We start from the raw sequence: 18,157 nt of genomic DNA, 5'->3' as shown, positions 1-18,157 counted from the left end.
TGATGGCGGCTGGCGTGGGGGCGGCAATCATCGACGGCAAGGCGTTTGCCGCCGGGCTTCGGGCTCGTGTCGGCGCCGCCGTGCCGGCCTTCCAGGCAGCTACGGGCCGCGTGCCCGGTCTGGCGGTGGTGCTGGTCGGTGAAGATCCCGCCAGCCATGTCTATGTCCGCAACAAGGGCATCGCGACGCGCGAGGCCGGCATGGCGTCGTTCGAACACCGGTTGCCCGCCGACGTTTCCGAGGACGAGCTGCTTGCGCTGGTCGCCGCGCTCAATGGCGATGACGGCGTCGACGGCATCCTGGTCCAGATGCCGTGTCCCAGGCACATCTCTGAAGCCAGGGTGATCGCGGCGGTCGATCCGGACAAGGATGTCGACGGTTTCCACCCGGTCAATGCCGGACGACTGGCGAGCGGGCTGCCCGGACTGGTGCCGTGTACGCCTTCGGGGTGCCTCATGCTTCTGCAGGACCGGCTCGGCGATTTGAGCGGGCTGGAAGCGCTGGTGATCGGTCGCTCGAACATCGTCGGCAAGCCAATGGCGGCATTGCTCGTCGCGGCCAGCGCCACGGTGACCGTCGCCCATTCGCGGACACGCGATCTCGCCGCCCATGTCGGCCGCGCCGATATCGTCGTCGCGGCGGTCGGGGTGCCGGAGCTGGTGCGTGGTGCGTGGCTGAAGCCGGGTGCGACTGTCATCGACGTCGGCATGAACCGCATCGCGCTGCCCGATGGCAAGACCCGCCTTGTCGGCGACGTTGCCTTTGCCGAAGCGCTGGAGGTGGCGGGGGCGATCACCCCGGTGCCCGGCGGCGTCGGGCCGATGACCATCGCCTGCCTGTTGCGCAACACGTTGATCGCGGCACATGCCCGGGCCGGACTGGCGGTCCCGTCGCTATGATCGCGCTGTTCGTTTCGGCCTTCGTGACGTTGTTCGTGGTCCTCGACCCGCCGGGCTGCGTGCCGATCTTCTCGTCGCTGACCAGCGGTGGCGGCGCAGGCTATCGCCGCTCGATGGCATGGCGCTCGACGGCGATCGCGGCGGGGGTGCTGCTGCTGTTCGGGCTGTTTGGCGAGGATTTCCTGACGACGCTCGGCATCACCTTGCCGGCGTTCAAGCTGGCGGGCGGCATCATGGTCTTCCTGATCGCCATCGACATGGTGTTCGAGACCCGCACCCAGCGCCGCGAGGAGCGCGCCAACAGCGTCTCCCGCGCGACCGAGGAACCGACCGACATCTCGGTCTTCCCGATGGCCATTCCGATGATCGCCGGCCCGGGCTCGATCGCCGCGGTAATGCTGTTGATGGCCAAGGCGCGTGGGCTTGAGGCCAGCTTGACGGTGCTGGCGGCTCTCGGCGCGGTGCTGCTGGTCATGCTTGGCGCGTTGCTCGCCGCCGGCCCGCTGATGCGCTTGATGGGCGACAAGATCGAGGCGATGATCACGCGGCTGCTCGGCGTCATCCTGGCAGCGCTCGCCGCACAGTTCGTCATCGACGGTATCCGCGAGAGCTTCCACCTTGCCTGACCGCTACCTGCGCGGCATCCCGCCCTGGGCGGGAGAGATCGTGCGTTTCGGTTTCGTCGGCCTCTCGGCGTTCGCGCTCGACTATGGCGTGCTGGCGGCAACCATCCAGCTCGGTGCTTCGCCCTATGCCGGGCGGGTGCTGAGCATGGCGCTGGCGATGGTGCTGACCTGGGTGCTCAACCGACGGCTGACATTCAAGACCAGCGCACCGCCGAGCTGGCGCGAGTTCGCCGCCTATACCGGATTGGCGCTGGCTGGGATCGCGCTCAACTATGCGATCTACTCAGCCGTGCTCTGGGTCGGCGGCAGCCTGCTCGCGGCGATGGTCCTGGGCACCGGGATCGCGGCAGTGTTCAACTTCTGGCGCTACCGCTCGCTGCTCGGCGACAAGTAAGCAGCGCCCGTACCCGCGGCCGGACTCGAACCGGCACACCCCAGGGGGCCAAGGATTTTAAGTCCCATGCGTCTACCATTTCGCCACGCGGGCGCGGGCAGGGCGACACTTACGCGTTTTGATGACGCTCGCGCAAACCCCTAGATGTCGCCCGGTCAGGCGACGTTGAGACGCTCGCGCAGGTCCTTGCCCGGCTTGAAGTATGGGACCCGCTTGGCGTCCACCGCGACTGCGGTGCCGGTGCGCGGGTTGCGCCCGGTGCGGGCATCGCGACCGCGTGTCGAGAAAGCCCCGAAGCCACGCAGTTCGACCCGGCGCCCCGCTGCCAGCGCTGCGACGATCTCCTCGAAGATCGTGGTGACGATCCCCTCGACATCGCGTTGCGTCAGGTGGCCGTTTGCCGCCCCGATTGCCTGCACTAGCTCAGACCTGATCATGACCCATCCTCTTGATCCCCACCTCGCTTGTTGCCGTGCGTTGGGCAACACGAGATTACGCCGCCGTAACGAATGGTCAACCCGTTACCATAAGGATAACGAACTTCCCACAAAAACCAACGCCCCACCATTGCTGGCGGGGCGCGGCCGTCGTGTCTGTACGAAAGTTAGCTCTTGTCGGCGTCGCGAGCCCGGTTGAGCGCTGCACCCAGGATGTCGCCGAGCGATGCGCCGGAATCGGACGAACCGTACTGCGCCACGGCCTGCTTCTCCTCGGTGATCTGCATCGCCTTGATGCTGAGCATCGGCTTCTTGTTCTTCTCGAGGCCGATCACCATCGCATCGACCTTCTGGCCGACCTGGAAACGCTCGGCACGCTGCTCGTCGCGGTCGCGCGAAAGATCGCCGCGCTTGATGAATGCCAGCGGGCCATCTTCGCCAACCTGGACTTCGATACCACCATCGCGAGCCTCGATGACCGTCGCGGTGACGATCTGGTTCTTACGATACTCGCCATTTGCGCCACCCGCTGCACCACCAGCCGCGCCGGCCGTAGGTGCGGTGACCTTCGACTCGTCGAGCTGCTTGATGCCAAGCGAGATGCGCTCCTTCTCGACGTCGATCTCGAGGACCACGGCGCGGACGCGCTCGCCCTTGTGGTGAGCGGCCAAAGCCTGCTCGCCGGTCAGGCCCCAGGCGATGTCGGACATGTGGACCATGCCGTCGACGTCGCCGTCGAGGCCCACAAAGAGCCCGAACTCGGTGGTGTTCTTGACTTCACCCTCGACGATGGCGCCAACCGGATACTGTTCGGCGAACACTTCCCAAGGATTGCGCTGCGCCTGCTTGAGACCGAGCGAGATGCGACGCTTCTCCTCGTCGACCTCGAGGACGATGACTTCGACCTCCTGGCTGGTGCTGACGATCTTGCCGGGGTGGACGTTCTTCTTGACCCACGACATTTCGGAAACATGGACCAGGCCTTCGATGCCGGCTTCCAGTTCGACGAATGCGCCGTATTCCGTGATGTTGGTGACGCGCCCCTTGTGCTTCGAATCGACCGGGTAGCGCTCGGCCGCCGTCGTCCACGGATCGGCCTCGAGCTGCTTCATGCCGAGGCTGATGCGCTGCGTCTCGCGGTTGATGCGGACGATCTGGACGCGGAGCACGTCGCCGATGTTGAGAACTTCGCTCGGGTGACCGACGCGCTTGTAGCTCATGTCGGTGACATGCAGCAGGCCGTCGATGCCACCCAGGTCGACGAAGGCGCCGTAGTCGGTGATGTTCTTGACGGTACCGTCGACGATCTGGCCCTCGGCGAGGCTCTGGATCAGGCCGGTGCGCTGCTCGGCGCGGCTCTCTTCCAGGATCGAACGGCGCGACACGACGATGTTGCCGCGCTTGCGGTCCATCTTCAGGATCACGAAGGGCTGCGGCAGGTTCATCAGCGGGGTGACATCGCGCACCGGGCGGATATCGACCTGCGAACCCGGCAGGAAGGCGACGGCGCCGGACAGGTCGACGGTGAAGCCGCCCTTGACCCGGCCGAAGATGACGCCCTCGACGCGCTCGTTGGCGGCGTACTGCGTCTCCAGCGTGTCCCAGGCAGCTTCGCGGCGAGCGCGGTCGCGCGACAGCATCGCCTCGCCCAGCGAATTCTCGACGCGGTCGACATAGACTTCGACTTCATCGCCGACGTTGATCTCGGCCTTCATGCCCGGGGCAGCGAATTCGCGCAGCGGCACGCGGCCTTCGGACTTCAAACCGACGTCGATGACGGCCAAGTCGTTTTCGATGGCGGTGACGCGGCCCTTGACCACGCGACCTTCGAAGGACTGGTTCTTGCCGAGCGAGCTTTCCAGCATCGCCGCGAAATCGTCGCGAGTCGGTTGTGCCGCAGTTGCCATAAATCTGTACGTCCTCGTTCGATCGACCGGCACCATGCCGCCCGTTCACGCCGTTCGCGCCGCACCATGCGGACGCGCCCAAGTTCAAAGGAAAAAGGCTTCGCGCCGACGGGGGTGATCCCCAGGCCTTCGCGAATCGGTTAGCCGGTCCGGCCCGTTGCTGCTGCTACCAGCGCAATCGCCCGTTGAACGGCGGCGTCTATACCCAATTCGCTGGTATCCAGCAAGGCAGCATCCTCGGCGCGTACCAGCGGCGCGATCGAGCGGTGCGAATCGCGGTCGTCACGCGCCTCGATGTCGGCAAGGACATGGGCGAAGTCGCGGTGGTCGCCGCTGCCGCGCAACTCGACGTGCCGCCGCCGGGCCCGCTCGGCCGGCGATGCGGTGACGAACAACTTGGCGTCGGCGAACGGCGCGATGACCGTGCCGATGTCGCGCCCGTCGAGAACCGCGCCGCCCGGCTGCCCGGCGAAGGCACGCTGGCGCTCCAGCAGGGCGGCACGGACGCCGGGATGGGCAGACACGATCGAGGCGCTTTCGGCATTGTCGGCGCTCATCAGGTCGGGCTCGTCGAGCAGCGCCGGATCGAGGTGACGGGCGTGATGCTCGGCGATCGCCGCGTCGGCCGGGTTGCCACCACCCAGCCGCACCGCCAACCCGACGGCGCGGTACAGCTTGCCGGTGTCGAGATGCGGCAGGCCATAGGTCCGCGCCAGCGCCCTGGCGATGGTACCCTTGCCACTGGCGGCGGGGCCGTCAACGGCGATGATCATCGGATGGGGCAGGGTGTCGGCATCAGCGCCGCTTAACCCGTCGTGCGCCCCATCGGCAAGCCGCGTGGTCGGACGTCAGCCGGCGACCGGTAGCGTCCTTCGCCGCGCTACGGCGCCGACAAGGCCGAAACCCATGACCATGAGCGCCCAGCTGGCTGGTTCCGGCACGCTGCCGCCGACCTCCTCGGCAATACCCGTGGCGATGAAGCCGGGACCGTCGATCGACAGGTCGTAGGTCCCGAAGTCCGTGTTGCCATAGCCGGTGACGACAGCAAAATATTCCAGCCCGGCGATCATCTCGTAGGAAAAGCCCGAAGATCCAACTCCCTCGCTGCCATCATCGTTATAGATCAACGCGTTGGCGAGCGCGTTCGAAGGATCGAAGCTGCCACTGTAGAGGCCAAGGAAATTATCGAAGCCGGCCAGCGACAGGAATTCGTATTGCCCGGACTCGGACACCGAGAATTCGATGGCATCGTAGGCGACCTCGGTGCCGATTTCGGAAAGATCGGTCGGCGCATCGGCAAAATTGTCGATCGGCCGGTGAAAGGTTGAGGATCCGGTCGTGTCCCCGGACATCGAGAACGGCACAGAGAAGGCAGGCGCTGCGCACAATGCGGCCGCCAGCAACGCAACAACTGAATACTTACTCATAACACTCCCCGCGCCGGCGGTTGCCAGCTACTCACTCGCACCACCCCGATGCCGGTGAGAGTTACGCAGGGAGACGTTAAGAATTACACCAAACTACTCAAAAGAAACGAAATTCTATCCTACGATAGGGTATTTCTTAGCGCCTGGGTAAGGATGATTATTCGGCTGCCGGCTTGCTCTGCAATTGCAGGTAATTCTGCAGGCCCATGCCGGCGATCATGTCTTTCTGACGCTCGAGGAAGTCGACATGCTCCTCTTCCGCTTCGAGGATCGACACGAACAGGTCACGGCTGACAAAATCGCGTGCTGACTCGCACAGCACCACAGCGCCGCGGAGCTGCGCCAGCGCGTCGACCTCGAGCGCCAGGTCGGCATCGAGCAACTCGGGGACATTTTCGCCGATGCGCAGACGGCCGAGCGTCTGGAGATTTGGCAGGCCGTCGAGAAACAGGATGCGCGCGATCAGGCTGTCCGCGTGCTTCATCTCCTCGATGGATTCAGCATATTCATGCTTCGCCAGCAGCGCATAACCCCAATGGTCGAGCAGCCGGTAGTGCAGGAAATATTGATTGATTGCCGTCAGTTCGTTGAACAATGCGGCGTTCAACGCCTCGATTACCTTGGGATCACCGCGCATTAGCCGACCTTTCGATTACCGGCCGTAACTGCGGCGCAAGAGGGTGTTGCGTCAACCCGGCAACGCCTGGGCGTAACGGATCACGCCGCCTGGCTAAGACGTGCCTCGTCGGCCATGACCTCGCGGGCGAACGGCAGGCATTGGCCACAACGCGGCTTGCAGCCAAGGCTTGCATAGGCCTCGACGGGATGCCCGGCACCGCCTCGCGCCGCGGCGCGAAGCTGAGCTTCCTTCAGTGCATTGCAGAAACAGACGATCACCTGGACCTCGCTGCGAACCGACTGCGACTGATTATCATGTGCGCAGGGTAATGCAAGTGGTTCGCAACATCACGGCTTGTAAATATTCGTTTTGGAGGCGAAACGTGCGTCGGGGGATGATCTGGCATGCGGGCACCGATTCTTTGCGTTGTCGGCACGCGGCCGGAGGCGATCAAGCTCGCGCCGTTGATGTTGGCGCTGGCTGATCATCGCCGTCTTCGCCCGCTGATCTGCGCGACCGGGCAGCACGGCGCGCTGCTCGACGACGTCCTCGAAGACTTTGGCCTGGTGCCGGCGTTCGACCTTCGCCTGATGCGCCCACGGCAGTCGCCAGCGGATGTCGTCGCCGCCGCGCTGCCGGCGCTGATGCAGGTCATCGACTCATGCGCTCCCGCCGCGATCGTGGCGCAGGGCGATACCGCCACCAGCTTCGCCGCCGCCCAGGCTGCCGGCTACGCACGCCGGCCGCTGGTCCATGTCGAGGCCGGGCTGCGCAGCGGCAGCATCGCCGAGCCCTTTCCGGAGGAGCTGCACCGCCGTGCCATCGCGCAACTCGCTACCCTGCACTTCGCCCCGACGCAGACAGCGCGCAGCGCACTGCTGAGCGAGGGAATCGCCACCGATACCATCCACGTCAGCGGCAATAGCGGCATCGACGCGCTGAAGCTGGTCGAAACACGTCTCGACGCCGATGCGGGATTGCGGCGTCGAGTGATCGCCGAACTGCCTCCGATCGACCCCAGCCGGCCGCTGTTGCTTGTCACCGCTCATCGGCGTGAGAATCGCGGCGCCGGCATCATCGGCATTGCCACCGCCGCGCGCCGGCTGGTCCTCGACCACGGCGTCCAGATCGTGCTGCCGGTGCATCCAAGTCCCGAGATTTCTGGGCCACTGCGCCAGATCCTTGGCGACGTTCCCGGTGTCCACCTGGTACCGCCGCTCGGTTATCCGGCCTTTGTCTGGCTGCTGCGCCAGGCGGTCATCGTCCTCACCGACTCGGGCGGCATCCAGGAGGAAGCGCCGGCACTCGGCGTGCCGGTTCTGGTGACCCGCCGGATTACCGAACGCGACGAGGGGCTGGCGAGCGGCAATGCCCGGCTGGTCGGCACCGACCCGGACACCATCGTCGCCGCCGTTCTCGACCTGCTCGGCAATGCGACGGCTCTGGCGCGAATGTCGGAAGCGGCGCTGCCCTATGGCGATGGCTCCGCGACGCCGCGGATGATCGCCGTGCTCGACCGGCTCTACGGCTCAGCGGGCGACAGCACCGAGTTGCTGGAATAGCGCCACGAAACCGGGGAAGCTGGTGCCGATCGGCGCCGCGTCGTCGACGGTCACCGCTGCCGTGGCGTTCAGCGCCAGCACCGCGAAGCTCATCGCGATGCGGTGGTCGAGCATCGCTGCGATCGTCGCACCGCCCGCTACCGCATCGCCGCTCCGCCCATGGACGATCAGCCCGTCGGGCAACTCGTCGACGCTCACGCCGCACGCCGCCAGGCCCTGGGCCATCACGGCGATGCGGTCCGACTCCTTGACCCGTAGTTCCTCCAGCCCGCGCATCGTCGTCGATCCGCTGGCGAACGCCGCCGCGACGAACAGGATCGGATACTCGTCGATCATCGACGCCGCCCACTCCGGCGGCACCTCGATACCGGTCAAGGCGCCGTGCCGGACCCGCAGGTCGGCGACCGGCTCGCCCCCGACGGTGCGCGGGCTCAATATCTCGATATTCCCGCCCATCGCGATCAGCGCGCGCAGCAACCCGTCGCGGGTCGGATTGACCCCGACATTGGTGATCGTCACGTCGCTGCCCGGCACGATCAGCGAGGCGACGATCACGAACGCTGCCGACGATATGTCGCCCGGTACGGTCAGCACCTGCGGCCTCAGCTCGGCTTCGCCGGTCACCGCGATGATTCGACCCTCGGGACTGTCCTCGACCGTCACCGTCGCGCCGAACCCGCGCAGCATCCGCTCGCTGTGGTCGCGGGTGGCGATTCGCTCGACGACGCTGGTGATTCCCGGCGCGTTCAGCCCGGCCAGCAGGACCGCCGACTTCACCTGTGCCGAGGCGACCGGCAGCACATAGCGGATCGGCACCGCGGGGCAGCAGCCGGTCATCGTCAACGGCAGACGCTCGCCAGGTGCCGTCGTGAATTGCGCTCCCATCGTCGACAGCGGCTCGGTCACGCGACGCATCGGCCGGGCCGACAGCGAGGCATCGCCGATAAACGTCGCGGTGATCCGGTGGCTGGCGATCACCCCCATCAGCAACCGCGTCGAGGTTCCCGAATTGCCCATGTCCAACGCGACACGCGGCTGCAGCAGTCCACCGACGCCAACGCCGTGAATGTGCCACAGCCCGGCATCGTCACGGCCAATTTCGGCGCCCATAGCGCGCATCGCCGCCGCCGTCGCCAGCACGTCCTCGCCTTCCAGCAAGCCGGTGACGACGGTTTCGCCCACGGCCAGGCTGCCCAGCATCAGCGCGCGGTGCGACATCGACTTGTCGCCGGGCACGACGACGGAGCCGGTCAGGGGCGTATTGCACTGGAGGGAGAGGGTGGCCATTTACCCGCTGCGCTTTGACACCGGCACCCCGCTGTGGCAAGGCACCGCGCGTTCAAGCGCCGCTCGATCGGCGACCGGAGTTCCACAAACGTGACCAAAGCTGAATGGGGCACCAAGCGTGCCTGCCCTAAGTGCAATACGCGCTTCTACGACCTGACCCATGACGATCCGGTGACCTGCATCGCCTGCGGCAACACCTGGATGCCCGAGCCAGTTCTCAAGTCCAAGCAGACGCAGACCTTCGAGGTCGCCAAGCCCGTCGCCAAGACCACCGAGGACGGTGACGCCGACGACGATCTGGACATCGAGGCTGCCGAGGATGCCGAGGCCCCCGACGTCGATCTCGGCGACGACGACGAGGACCTTGCCGCAGTCGTTACCGGTGACGACGAGGAAGAACGCTAAATCACTATTGCGCGGGACCGGGTTTCGGCCTAGTCACCGCCGCCCGGCCACGGTCGGGAATTGCCAAGGGTGCTTGGGGCGTTAGCTCAGCTGGGAGAGCGCTACGATGGCATTGTAGAGGTCAGCGGTTCGATCCCGCTACGCTCCACCACCCTTCGGTATTAATTTTGCTGAACAGAAATTCCGGCTCAGATCTGCTAAACGGTCAGCGGTATCGTTGCGGCCGCATCGAACCCGTTCGAGACGAGCACAGTACTCGACCTATCACGACACGACCGACCACGCCTCGGAAGGGGATCGTTATCAACGGCGCGTTCTCCGTTGACAAACTTCAGCCCGACTTCTTCGTCCTGTCGGGTGGCTTAGACTGGACGCGCTAGTGCCGCAGCCGGTGGACCTGATCGCCTGGCCAAGTCTGCTAGGCTTCGGAATAGCTCCGGTACAACCACTCCGGACGCCCAGGGCTAGTGGCCGCAACATTGCGCCAGCGTGAGAAGATATACTGGCCTAGGTCGCCGGCACTCAGTCGGTCTCCAACACCGGCAACGGCGACCGGTAGACTGTCGTGGACCGGTGGCGATACGTTCCCGGTAAACAGGATCTCACGCTCGAAGCCGCAATGATTCATCAGCCGCTCGAGCTCCGCGACCGTGTACTCCCGGTTGTGGCGACCATACGGACCATAGCCCGAATAAGGATCGTAAAGGTTCTCGCCGGCGATTAGCCGCGCGACGTTCTCGATCCGTGCAACGTTGGGCGTCGTGACGATAAGCTGCCCGCCGGGCTTGAGCACCCGCTTTATCTCCATCAGCGCAGCCAGCGGGTCATTGGTCATATGCTCGAGAATTTCGCAAAACAGGACAAGATCGAAAGCGTCGTCCTCGCTAGGCAGCCGGTCTGTTTCGACGTTCACGTTCCAGTATTCGAATTTCTCGCTGACGCGCCGCTCAGCTGCGGCGTCGAAATAGCTGACCATCTGCGACATCAGCGCGACCGGCCCCGAGAAGAAATTGGTCATGGTCACTTCAAATTGGCGAAACTGCTTCATTAGGATCGTCGTGAAATACGGGTTCGAGCCGATTTCTAGCGCCCGTCCCGAGGTTTGAGGCACCATACCCAGCGTCTGAATGAACCTATCGCAGTCGGCTTCGCCATAGGCCCGGAGTTCCTTGGGCGGCGGACGGTCCATTTCCAGCGATAACATCAGTTTGAGCAGCCGTTCACGGTTAAAAGCGACGGGAAACTCCAACGATGGCGCAGCAGTTGCTGATGCTGCGGCAGGCGACGCGCGGGCCAACCGGATGCCGAGCGGCGCAAGCGCGCGATTAACGGCTTTGAAGGCGCTCATGATCACTGACACTAGCGCGCCTCCACTCGTAACGCTTCCGTAAGTATGGCGCTTCTAGCTAGCCTTACTGGTCGGATCAACTCGACTTATGATGTTAATTGGGGTGGCGGGAAGCGAGTTCGGCGCTTGACTGCATCGTCCTATGCCGTCAGCAAGACGGCCGCTATCGGCCTTGCCGTCCCGGCGAGAAGATTTTTATTTAATCGGACTGTTCGGAGCCAAGTTACAGACATGCGTACTGCGATCATCACCGGCGTGACCGGTCAGGACGGTGCTTATCTGGCGCGCACGCTGCTGGCGGAGGGGACGCACGTCGTCGGCACCTTCCGCCGCACGAGCTCAGCGAATTTCTGGCGAATGGACGAGCTCGGCGTTCGCGAGCATCCCAACCTGACGCTCGTCGAGCATGACCTTATCGACGTCGGCGCCAGTATTTCGCTGATCGACCGCGTCAAGCCGGACGAGGTCTACAACCTCGCTGCACAAAGCTTCGTCGGCGTGTCGTTTCATCAGCCTGCAGCCACCGCAATGATCACCGGCCTTGGTCCGCTCAACCTGCTCGAAGCGATCCGCCTGATCAACCCCAAGGTGCGCTTCTACCAGGCGTCGACGTCGGAAATGTTCGGCAAGGTGCAGGCAATCCCGCAGAAAGAGGATACGCCATTCTACCCACGCAGCCCGTATGGTGTGGCAAAGCTCTACGCGCATTGGATGACAATCAACTACCGCGAATCCTATGGCATTCATGGCTCGTGCGGAATCCTGTTCAATCACGAGTCGCCGCTGCGGGGCCTCGAATTCGTGACCCGGAAGATCACCGACGGGGCTGCTAGGATTAAGCTCGGCAAGCTTGACCAGCTCGAGTTGGGCAACCTCGACGCCAAGCGCGACTGGGGGTTTGCGCAGGACTATGTCGAAGGGATGATCCGCATCCTGCGAGCGGATACACCCGACTCGTACGTGCTGGCGACGAACCGTACCGAGTCGGTGCGCGACTTCGTGCGACTGGCGTTCAAGGCGGTCGGCATCGCACTCGAGTTCAGCGGCGATGGTGCCGAGGAAATTGCCCGCGACACGGCCACCGGCAAGACCGTCGTCAAGGTAAACGAAGCTTTCTACCGTCCTGCCGAGGTCGAACTGCTGATCGGTGACGCTACTAAGGCCAAGGTCGACCTCGGCTGGGAAGCGACGACCGATCTCGAAACTCTGTGCGCGATGATGGTCGAGGCCGACCTGCGGCGCGTCGCGGCCGGAGTGTCGTTCTGACCAAGCCCCGGGTCCTTGTTACCGGCCTGTCGGGCTTCACCGGCATCTATGTGGCCGAGGCGCTGGCTGCGCGAGGCCTCGAAGCCGTCGATCCTGCAGCCGTCGTCGAAAGCTTCGACCTGACGCTGCCGGAAACGATCGCCGACGCCGTGGCGCGGATTGCGCCGGATTACGTCGTCCACCTCGCCGCCATCAGCTTCGTCGGGCATGACGATCCAGCCGACTTTTACCGCGTCAACACCATCGGCACTGTCAATCTGCTACAAGCTTTGGCCGGCGCGCCGCAGCCTGTCCGCAAAATCGTCGTAGCCAGTAGCGCTAACATCTACGGCAATACACACGTCTCGCCACTGGACGAGGCGAGCACGCCAGCTCCGGTCAATCATTATGCCTGTAGCAAGCTCGCCATGGAGCATCTTGTCCGCCAGTGGTTTGACCGGCTGCCGATTGTCGTCACTAGGCCGTTCAACTACACCGGCCGGGGTCAAAGCGCGCAGTTTCTCGTTCCCAAGATCGTCGGCCATTTCGCGCGTCGCGAACCGGTTCTCGAACTCGGCAATTTAGATGTTGCTCGCGATTTCACCGACGTTCGTGACGTCGCCAGCTTCTACGCCGAATTGCTGTTATCTGCAGCGCAGGGCGAATTCGTCAACATATGCTCTGGACATGCGTACTCACTGGAGTGGATCGTGGAAACCTGCGCCGCGATCACCCGGCACGAGATCGAGATTCAAGTAAATCCGGCTTTTGTTCGCTCCGATGAAATCAAAACCCTGGTTGGAGACCCGGCAAAGCTCGATGCGCTTCTCGGTCAACAGACGCGCCATCACTTCGGCGAGACTCTGAGCTGGATGCTGGAGGTCTGAACGGTGGCGACGACCTATTTTCCAGTCCGCGAAGCATCTGAGAGCGACCACTTTGAAGTCTCATGCACCGGTTTGCAAACGACACATGTAGAAACTCTGCCTGGTTTTGAGCAGTGGGACAGGATAATTACTGACGGCAACAATGATTATGCTTTGGGTATTGACGAGCCTAATGCGTTTATACTTCATGAGATAATACTGTTGCCGGAAAGTAGCGCAGTCTGAAGTGGCGGTCCGTCGCAACATACTCGCCAATTACTTCGGGCAGGGCGTCACTGCAGTGCTCGGTCTTGCTTTCGTTCCGGTCTATATCCACTATCTAACGATGGAGGCCTATGCGTTGGTGGGCCTGTTCGCGCTGGTGCAAGCTTGGCTTGCCCTTCTCGATCTTGGAATGACACCGACGCTCAGCCGCGAGATGGCCCGATATACGGCGGGCGTCGTTCCAGTGCAGTTCATTCGTAACTTGTTGCGCAGCCTTGAAATACTGTGCGCTATAATTGCGGTGATTGTTGCTGCTGGGATGATCCTGTCATCTTCGCTGATCGCTACTCATTGGCTGCGTGTCGATAAATTGCCGGTGTCGACGGTCGCGCACGCGATGACGATCATGGCAATCGTCGTTGCCTTGCGATTTTGCGAAGGCATTTATCGTAGCGCGCTGATCGGCCTACAGCAGCAGGTCTGGTACAATGGCGCGAGTGTCGTTCTGGCATCGTTGCGGTCGGGCGGTGCTGTTGCGGTATTGGCATTCGTCGCGCCGACGCCCGAGGCCTTCTTTCTATGGCAGGGCTTCGTCTCGATGCTCACTCTCGTCGTGTTTGGACTAAAACTTTACCTGGCACTCCCCGCCGCGCCAAAACCTGCCCGTTTCACTTGGTCGACGATTGTCGAAGTTCGCCGCTTCGCAGGTAGCATGATCGGATTTAGCATCCTCGCCGTGCTTATGACACAGGTCGACAAACTGCTTCTGTCGCGTTTGATGCCACTTGAGAGTTTTGGTTACTATATGCTGGCATCCACTGTCAGCGGTGTCATCTTCATGATCGTTGCACCGATCACGCAGGCGATCTATCCGGCCTTTGTCCGTCAAGCCATAGCTGACGATGTCGTCAGACTACGCGCGACTTATCACACAACAGCTCAGCTAGCTTGCGTTGTGATTGCGCCGGCGGCGGCCTTGCTTGCTGCATTTCCGATGACGATTTTGTTCGCTTGGTCGAACAACGCGCGATTGGCGACGGTCACAGCGCCAGCGCTGGCGATCTTGGCGATCGGGAATTTTATAAACGGCATCATGCAGGTGCCACTGCAGCTGCAACTTGCCTACGGCTGGACGCGTCTGGTGCTGACCGTCAATATTTGCGGCCTAGTGCTATTGATGCCGACTCTTCTATGGGCAGTGCCGCGCTTCGGCGCCCTCGCGGCAGCGGGCGTTTGGACGGCCCTCAACGTATCGAATTTGTTAATTCAGTTGCCGCTTATGCATCGTCGGCTGCTGAAGGGAGAGCAGTGGAGATGGTATATCCATGACGTGTGCCGACCAATCTTGGGAGCGCTTCTCATAGTCGTTCCGGCGGTGATACTGAGGCCCGATGGTCTCCATGACAGGCTAGGGTCGCTGTTTTTTCTGGTACTGGTCGGCGCAGGAGCAATGGCAGGCTCGGTTTTGATGATCCCACCTATGCGACAGCGCGCTTTTACTGCTTTTCGCTACGCGGCAGCGAAGGCCCTGCGTGCGTGATGGGAGGACCGGCATCCGCGTTGTTTGGCTGTTCCCGGCCATTGAACCGGGTCCAATGTTGTGACATTGCACCCGGGTGCTGACAAAAACTCAAATTTCGTGCCGGCTTTGCGACAATATCAGCCTCCACGAATTTACGCTGACCGTGCTTCAAAAATACGAAATCGGCTACTTTCTGTGCACGTCCTGTGGCTCGCTACAGACCGAGCTACCGTTTTGGCTTGATGAGGCATATTCCAGCAATTTGAACGACTTGGACACCGGTGCTGCGCATCGCAATATGGATAGCCTTGCCGCATCGCTAACGATCGCAAATTTGCTGAAGCACTCCAACATCGTCGACATTGGCGGCGGCGATGGCCTGCTCTGCCGTCTGTTGCGAGACCATAACAAGAATGCGTTTGTATCCGACAGTTATGCGCAACCAGTATATGCTCAAGGTTTTGCAGAGCCAAACTTCTCAAAACCCGACATGCTCACTGCGTTCGAAGTTTTTGAACATTTTGCTAAGCCCGACGAGGAAATCGACCGCTTGTTCTTAAAGCGTCCATCGGCCATCCTAATTATGACGACGCCTTACAGCGGCCAGGGGCCAGACTGGTCCTACCTCATCCCAAATACCGGGCATCATATCTTTTTCTACAGCGAACAAGCTCTTGAATTTATCGCAAAAAAATACGATTTCGATCTTTTTCGATACAATAATTATAGTTTATTCTGCAAGCGTGGTACGTTGACTTCATTGATGCGGCTTATCTTACGTGTGCGGCTACATCCGCGAGTTATTCGTATGTACCGTGCCATACTTGGCTATCGTATAGCTGATGGGTATGTTCAGGATGCCAAACTGATCACCGACGCTAAGCTTATATAAAAGTGTCGGCTATCTAACTTCCAGACACCGTTGATTGGTTTTAGACTTTGCGCGTGCAACTTTGATGACATTGACCGTTTATTATGACGTGAGCGAGCTGTTATTGCGCGGTTTGAACACCGGCATTCAGCGAGTGGTTCGCCAAATTGCCCGTGCCAGTACCGAAATTGGCCCAGAGTTCGATATCCAGATGGTGCCGGTTTTGGCGCTTGGCGATCGCTTTCACTTATTGGCGCCGGCCGGAACCGACAAGCTGTTTACGACAGCGGTTCGCCCTTCAGAAGCACGGTTGACGAACGATACCAAGGTCACTCGGCTCATCAAACGCGGGCTTGCGCGGCTCCCTTCAGTGTATGAAGCCCTTTCGAAAATCCGCACGGATAGGCAAGTCCGACGAATTCTATCGGGCCTCGCCAACGAAGCGCCGGTCGAATTTCTCAAGGAGGACACGATCCTCTTGCTCGACTCTTTTTGGGGTGGCTGCACTGCGGTCGATGCAGCCGTCCGCGCCGCTGCGACCGGCTGCCGCATTATCCCGGTGATCTACGACATGATCCCGGTCAGCCACCCGCAATTTTGCGAAAGCCGCCTGCCCCGCGCGTTTATACGGCAATTGGAAAAGCTTTTCCCTGTCTCGACGCAGATTATGTCGATCTCCCGATTCAGCGCGTCTGAAGTTCAGCATTTCCTATCGGCGCGCGGTCTCGATATACCTGTCGCTTACTTCTACCTCGGTGCCGATCTCGACCAACCAGGCTCGTCACCCGCGCCGCCGCGGGCCGGCGACTGGCCCGATGGTTTGCTGGAAGGCGACGGACGCATCTTCGTGATGGTCGGTACGCTTGAACCTCGCAAAGGCCATGCCGCCGTCCTCGACGCCTTCGAGCGCCTATGGGCCTCCTCTCGTCAGGACAAACTTCTGCTGATTGGCAAGATTGGCTGGGACACCGAAGCGTTTCTGACGCGCTGCGCCGCTCACCCGGAAGTTGGGCGGCGGCTGTTTCTCGTCCACGGTGCCACGGACGCCATGCTGGCGACGGCGTTCGACATGTCGTTCGCCTCGATCCTGGCCTCGACGATCGAGGGCTTCGGCTTGCCATTGGTCGAGGCGCTGCATCGCGGCGTGCCCGTGGTCGCCTCCGATATTCCGGCATTCCGGGAAATCGGGACGGATGGGGTAACATTTTTCAGTCTCGGCGAGTCGGCCGACCTCGCTCGCGTGATCGAAACGATAGAAGATGATCGCGGACGGGATACCAAGCTCAGACCGAGCTTCGAGTGGATCGACTGGCATGGATCGGCGCGGCAATTATTGCTCGGGATCAAGCCTGCCGTCGACAGCTAGTCTAGGGTCGACCGCATTACCGACCACAGACGCGCCGCCGCCGCCATCGGATCGTTATCGATGCTATCGACTGGCCGGCGCGGCGTTGCAGCCGGGTTCGTTGCCAACTTAGCCAGGCAGGCGGCGATACCCTCCACGGTCGGTGAGAAAAAGGTCGCGTAGCCGGCGCTAGCCTCGCGTAGCGAGGCAATATCGGAGGCAATGACTGCCGTACCGCACATTTGTGCCTCTACAACGGGCATACCAAACCCTTCATACAGCGGTGCGAAGACGAAGTAGGCTGCTCCGCTGTAAAGCGCCGGCATGTCCAATTCGTCTACATAACCCAATGTGCGGGCGACACCGGCCGTCTCGGCCGCGGCGACCGCCCGGGTTATCTCGCCGTCGAGCCAGCCTCGACCACCGGCAACGATGAGCGGCGGTACGAACACGCCTTGCTCCTGAAGACGCAGCATGGCCCGGATAAGTGAAACAAGGTTCTTGCGTGGCTCAAGTGTACCGATAGTCAGAAGATACTCGGCTGGAAGCGCGTATTTGTGACGGACGACGGCAACCGCCGCTTGCGGCTGCGGTTTGTAGGCCGCGCTGACGATCGGCAGGATCACTTCGTCCGGGGCTCGGCCATAAACTTGCGTCATGTCCGCGGCGGTCGATCGTGAAATCGCCATCACGCGGTCGGCGACCCTGACCGAATAGGGTTGGTCGAAGCGGCGGGTCAGCCGATTGACCCATGGCGAGGCGTCTCCGGCCAGGAGATAGACCAAGTCGTATACCGTAACGACAGTTCGCATCCGACGCGGCCGAATGATCGGCAACAGCCCATTGGCGCCCCAAAATACGTCTGGCTGATCGGCCCTTAATGCGCTTGCAAGCCCGGTGTTACGCCAAACAATCCCACGCCCGGGCCGGCCGACCTTACGCGCTATGGCGCGTGGCAACTCCGGTATGTCGAGCGGGCTGTGGGAATACATCAGCAATCGGATGTCGCCGGCAACTTCATCGAAATGGGCAAGAAGATTGATGATATAATTGCTGATGCCGCTTCGCCGGACCGAAAATGCGGTCGCTTCGACGCCGATCGTCAGGGCTCTGCTCATTCAACGCTTTCTGGCCAAATCTGCTCACCGCCGCTCTAGACGATTCGTGCGCTT

At 62.0% G+C, this 18,157-nt stretch carries 20 protein-coding genes and 2 tRNA genes; 12 read left to right on the top strand and 10 right to left on the bottom strand.

The window, feature by feature from the left end; translation table 11 throughout:
• Nucleotides 1–2 precede the first annotated feature (2 nt).
• The 3 genes from folD to ACOFKW_RS05750 are packed head-to-tail and all read left to right on the top strand — an operon-like array spanning nucleotide 3 to nucleotide 1,919.
• The gene (gene folD, locus ACOFKW_RS05760) at nucleotides 3–899 is read left to right on the top strand and encodes a bifunctional methylenetetrahydrofolate dehydrogenase/methenyltetrahydrofolate cyclohydrolase FolD (RefSeq protein WP_419816390.1); all 897 of its coding nucleotides are present in this window, start codon (nucleotides 3–5) and stop codon (nucleotides 897–899) included.
• Nucleotides 896–1,525, top strand: coding sequence for a MarC family protein (locus ACOFKW_RS05755; protein ID WP_419816389.1), 630 nt, complete (start codon nucleotides 896–898; stop codon nucleotides 1,523–1,525). Before folD ends, ACOFKW_RS05755 begins: the two co-directional genes overlap by 4 nt.
• Complete coding sequence (locus tag ACOFKW_RS05750; protein WP_419816388.1) at nucleotides 1,518–1,919, top strand: GtrA family protein; 402 nt, start codon at nucleotides 1,518–1,520, stop codon at nucleotides 1,917–1,919. Before ACOFKW_RS05755 ends, ACOFKW_RS05750 begins: the two co-directional genes overlap by 8 nt.
• A 10-nt stretch (nucleotides 1,920–1,929) precedes the next feature.
• Here ACOFKW_RS05750 and ACOFKW_RS05745 read toward each other — a convergent pair.
• The 7 genes from ACOFKW_RS05745 to ACOFKW_RS05715 form a co-directional block, all read right to left on the bottom strand.
• Nucleotides 1,930–2,012 (bottom strand) — tRNA-Leu (locus ACOFKW_RS05745).
• A gap of 62 nt (nucleotides 2,013–2,074) precedes the next feature.
• Nucleotides 2,075–2,356, bottom strand: a complete 282-nt coding sequence (gene ihfB, locus ACOFKW_RS05740; RefSeq protein WP_419816387.1) for an integration host factor subunit beta — start codon at nucleotides 2,354–2,356, stop codon at nucleotides 2,075–2,077.
• A gap of 167 nt (nucleotides 2,357–2,523) precedes the next feature.
• A complete protein-coding gene (gene rpsA / locus ACOFKW_RS05735; protein WP_419816386.1) occupies nucleotides 2,524–4,263 on the bottom strand; it encodes a 30S ribosomal protein S1 in 1,740 nt (579 codons plus the stop codon).
• Nucleotides 4,264–4,403: 140 nt separating this feature from the next.
• Nucleotides 4,404–5,036 (bottom strand): (d)CMP kinase, encoded by a 633-nt coding sequence (cmk, locus tag ACOFKW_RS05730; protein ID WP_419816385.1) that lies wholly within the window; start codon nucleotides 5,034–5,036, stop codon nucleotides 4,404–4,406.
• A gap of 75 nt (nucleotides 5,037–5,111) precedes the next feature.
• Nucleotides 5,112–5,690, bottom strand: coding sequence for a PEPxxWA-CTERM sorting domain-containing protein (locus ACOFKW_RS05725; RefSeq protein WP_419816384.1), 579 nt, complete (start codon nucleotides 5,688–5,690; stop codon nucleotides 5,112–5,114).
• A 157-nt stretch (nucleotides 5,691–5,847) separates the two neighbouring features.
• Complete coding sequence (gene bfr, locus ACOFKW_RS05720; RefSeq protein ID WP_419816383.1) at nucleotides 5,848–6,327, bottom strand: bacterioferritin; 480 nt, start codon at nucleotides 6,325–6,327, stop codon at nucleotides 5,848–5,850.
• Nucleotides 6,328–6,407: 80 nt separating this feature from the next.
• Complete coding sequence (locus ACOFKW_RS05715) at nucleotides 6,408–6,587, bottom strand: (2Fe-2S)-binding protein (protein WP_419816382.1); 180 nt, start codon at nucleotides 6,585–6,587, stop codon at nucleotides 6,408–6,410.
• Between the two features lie 126 nt (nucleotides 6,588–6,713).
• Here ACOFKW_RS05715 and wecB point away from each other — a divergent pair, with 126 nt between their 5' ends.
• Entirely contained in the window at nucleotides 6,714–7,871 is a 1,158-nt protein-coding gene (gene wecB, locus ACOFKW_RS05710; protein ID WP_419816381.1) for a non-hydrolyzing UDP-N-acetylglucosamine 2-epimerase, read from the top strand.
• Here the strand turns inward: wecB and aroA are convergent.
• Nucleotides 7,839–9,158, bottom strand: a complete 1,320-nt coding sequence (aroA, locus tag ACOFKW_RS05705; RefSeq protein ID WP_419816380.1) for a 3-phosphoshikimate 1-carboxyvinyltransferase — start codon at nucleotides 9,156–9,158, stop codon at nucleotides 7,839–7,841. The genes wecB and aroA overlap by 33 nt on opposite strands.
• 90 nt (nucleotides 9,159–9,248) lie before the next feature.
• Here aroA and ACOFKW_RS05700 point away from each other — a divergent pair, with 90 nt between their 5' ends.
• Entirely contained in the window at nucleotides 9,249–9,563 is a 315-nt protein-coding gene (locus ACOFKW_RS05700) for an FYDLN acid domain-containing protein (protein ID WP_419816379.1), read from the top strand.
• 75 nt (nucleotides 9,564–9,638) lie between these two features.
• A tRNA-Ala gene (locus tag ACOFKW_RS05695) sits at nucleotides 9,639–9,714 on the top strand.
• 267 nt (nucleotides 9,715–9,981) lie between these two features.
• Here ACOFKW_RS05695 and ACOFKW_RS05690 read toward each other — a convergent pair.
• Complete coding sequence (locus ACOFKW_RS05690; protein WP_419816378.1) at nucleotides 9,982–10,911, bottom strand: methyltransferase domain-containing protein; 930 nt, start codon at nucleotides 10,909–10,911, stop codon at nucleotides 9,982–9,984.
• Between the two features lie 231 nt (nucleotides 10,912–11,142).
• Between ACOFKW_RS05690 and gmd the strand changes: the two genes are divergently transcribed.
• The 6 genes from gmd (at nucleotide 11,143) to ACOFKW_RS05660 (ending at nucleotide 17,006) form a co-directional block, all read left to right on the top strand.
• The gene (gmd, locus tag ACOFKW_RS05685) at nucleotides 11,143–12,177 is read left to right on the top strand and encodes a GDP-mannose 4,6-dehydratase (protein ID WP_419816877.1); all 1,035 of its coding nucleotides are present in this window, start codon (nucleotides 11,143–11,145) and stop codon (nucleotides 12,175–12,177) included.
• A complete protein-coding gene (locus ACOFKW_RS05680) occupies nucleotides 12,120–13,043 on the top strand; it encodes a GDP-mannose 4,6-dehydratase (protein ID WP_419816377.1) in 924 nt (307 codons plus the stop codon). Before gmd ends, ACOFKW_RS05680 begins: the two co-directional genes overlap by 58 nt.
• 3 nt (nucleotides 13,044–13,046) lie before the next feature.
• Nucleotides 13,047–13,268 (top strand): hypothetical protein, encoded by a 222-nt coding sequence (locus ACOFKW_RS05675; protein WP_419816376.1) that lies wholly within the window; start codon nucleotides 13,047–13,049, stop codon nucleotides 13,266–13,268.
• 1 nt (nucleotide 13,269) lies between these two features.
• Nucleotides 13,270–14,787, top strand: a complete 1,518-nt coding sequence (locus ACOFKW_RS05670) for an oligosaccharide flippase family protein (RefSeq protein WP_419816375.1) — start codon at nucleotides 13,270–13,272, stop codon at nucleotides 14,785–14,787.
• 76 nt (nucleotides 14,788–14,863) lie between these two features.
• On the top strand, nucleotides 14,864–15,661 hold the full coding sequence (locus ACOFKW_RS05665; protein WP_419816374.1) for a class I SAM-dependent methyltransferase: 798 nt from the start codon (nucleotides 14,864–14,866) through the stop codon (nucleotides 15,659–15,661).
• A 64-nt stretch (nucleotides 15,662–15,725) separates the two neighbouring features.
• Nucleotides 15,726–17,006, top strand: coding sequence for a glycosyltransferase family 4 protein (locus ACOFKW_RS05660; RefSeq protein WP_419816373.1), 1,281 nt, complete (start codon nucleotides 15,726–15,728; stop codon nucleotides 17,004–17,006).
• Here the strand turns inward: ACOFKW_RS05660 and ACOFKW_RS05655 are convergent.
• Nucleotides 17,003–18,103: a glycosyltransferase family 4 protein gene (locus tag ACOFKW_RS05655; RefSeq protein ID WP_419816372.1), complete on the bottom strand. Its 1,101-nt coding sequence runs from the start codon at nucleotides 18,101–18,103 to the stop codon at nucleotides 17,003–17,005. The two genes, ACOFKW_RS05660 and ACOFKW_RS05655, sit on opposite strands and share 4 nt — an antisense overlap.
• Nucleotides 18,104–18,157: the final 54 nt, after the last annotated feature.

This window comes from Glacieibacterium sp. (genome assembly GCF_965200405.1).
Lineage (GTDB): Bacteria > Pseudomonadota > Alphaproteobacteria > Sphingomonadales > Sphingomonadaceae > Glacieibacterium.
The sequence above is the reverse complement of the archived record's forward strand: the minus strand, read 5'-3'. Positions and strand labels throughout refer to the sequence as shown.

What these genes read in the sequence shown, in the direction of transcription:
- ACOFKW_RS05690 (WP_419816378.1), bottom strand. Translation starts at nt 10,911, where the DNA reads ATGAGCGCCTTCAAAGCCGTTAATCGCGCGCTTGCGCCGCTCGGCATC.
- gmd (WP_419816877.1), top strand. Translation starts at nt 11,143, where the DNA reads ATGCGTACTGCGATCATCACCGGCGTGACCGGTCAGGACGGTGCTTAT.
- ACOFKW_RS05655 (WP_419816372.1), bottom strand. Translation starts at nt 18,103, where the DNA reads ATGAGCAGAGCCCTGACGATCGGCGTCGAAGCGACCGCATTTTCGGTC.
- ACOFKW_RS05660 (WP_419816373.1), top strand. Translation starts at nt 15,726, where the DNA reads ATGACATTGACCGTTTATTATGACGTGAGCGAGCTGTTATTGCGCGGT.
- wecB (WP_419816381.1), top strand. Translation starts at nt 6,714, where the DNA reads ATGCGGGCACCGATTCTTTGCGTTGTCGGCACGCGGCCGGAGGCGATC.
- folD (WP_419816390.1), top strand. Translation starts at nt 3, where the DNA reads ATGGCGGCTGGCGTGGGGGCGGCAATCATCGACGGCAAGGCGTTTGCC.
- cmk (WP_419816385.1), bottom strand. Translation starts at nt 5,036, where the DNA reads ATGATCATCGCCGTTGACGGCCCCGCCGCCAGTGGCAAGGGTACCATC.
- ihfB (WP_419816387.1), bottom strand. Translation starts at nt 2,356, where the DNA reads ATGATCAGGTCTGAGCTAGTGCAGGCAATCGGGGCGGCAAACGGCCAC.
- aroA (WP_419816380.1), bottom strand. Translation starts at nt 9,158, where the DNA reads ATGGCCACCCTCTCCCTCCAGTGCAATACGCCCCTGACCGGCTCCGTC.
- ACOFKW_RS05725 (WP_419816384.1), bottom strand. Translation starts at nt 5,690, where the DNA reads ATGAGTAAGTATTCAGTTGTTGCGTTGCTGGCGGCCGCATTGTGCGCA.
- bfr (WP_419816383.1), bottom strand. Translation starts at nt 6,327, where the DNA reads ATGCGCGGTGATCCCAAGGTAATCGAGGCGTTGAACGCCGCATTGTTC.
- rpsA (WP_419816386.1), bottom strand. Translation starts at nt 4,263, where the DNA reads ATGGCAACTGCGGCACAACCGACTCGCGACGATTTCGCGGCGATGCTG.
- ACOFKW_RS05755 (WP_419816389.1), top strand. Translation starts at nt 896, where the DNA reads ATGATCGCGCTGTTCGTTTCGGCCTTCGTGACGTTGTTCGTGGTCCTC.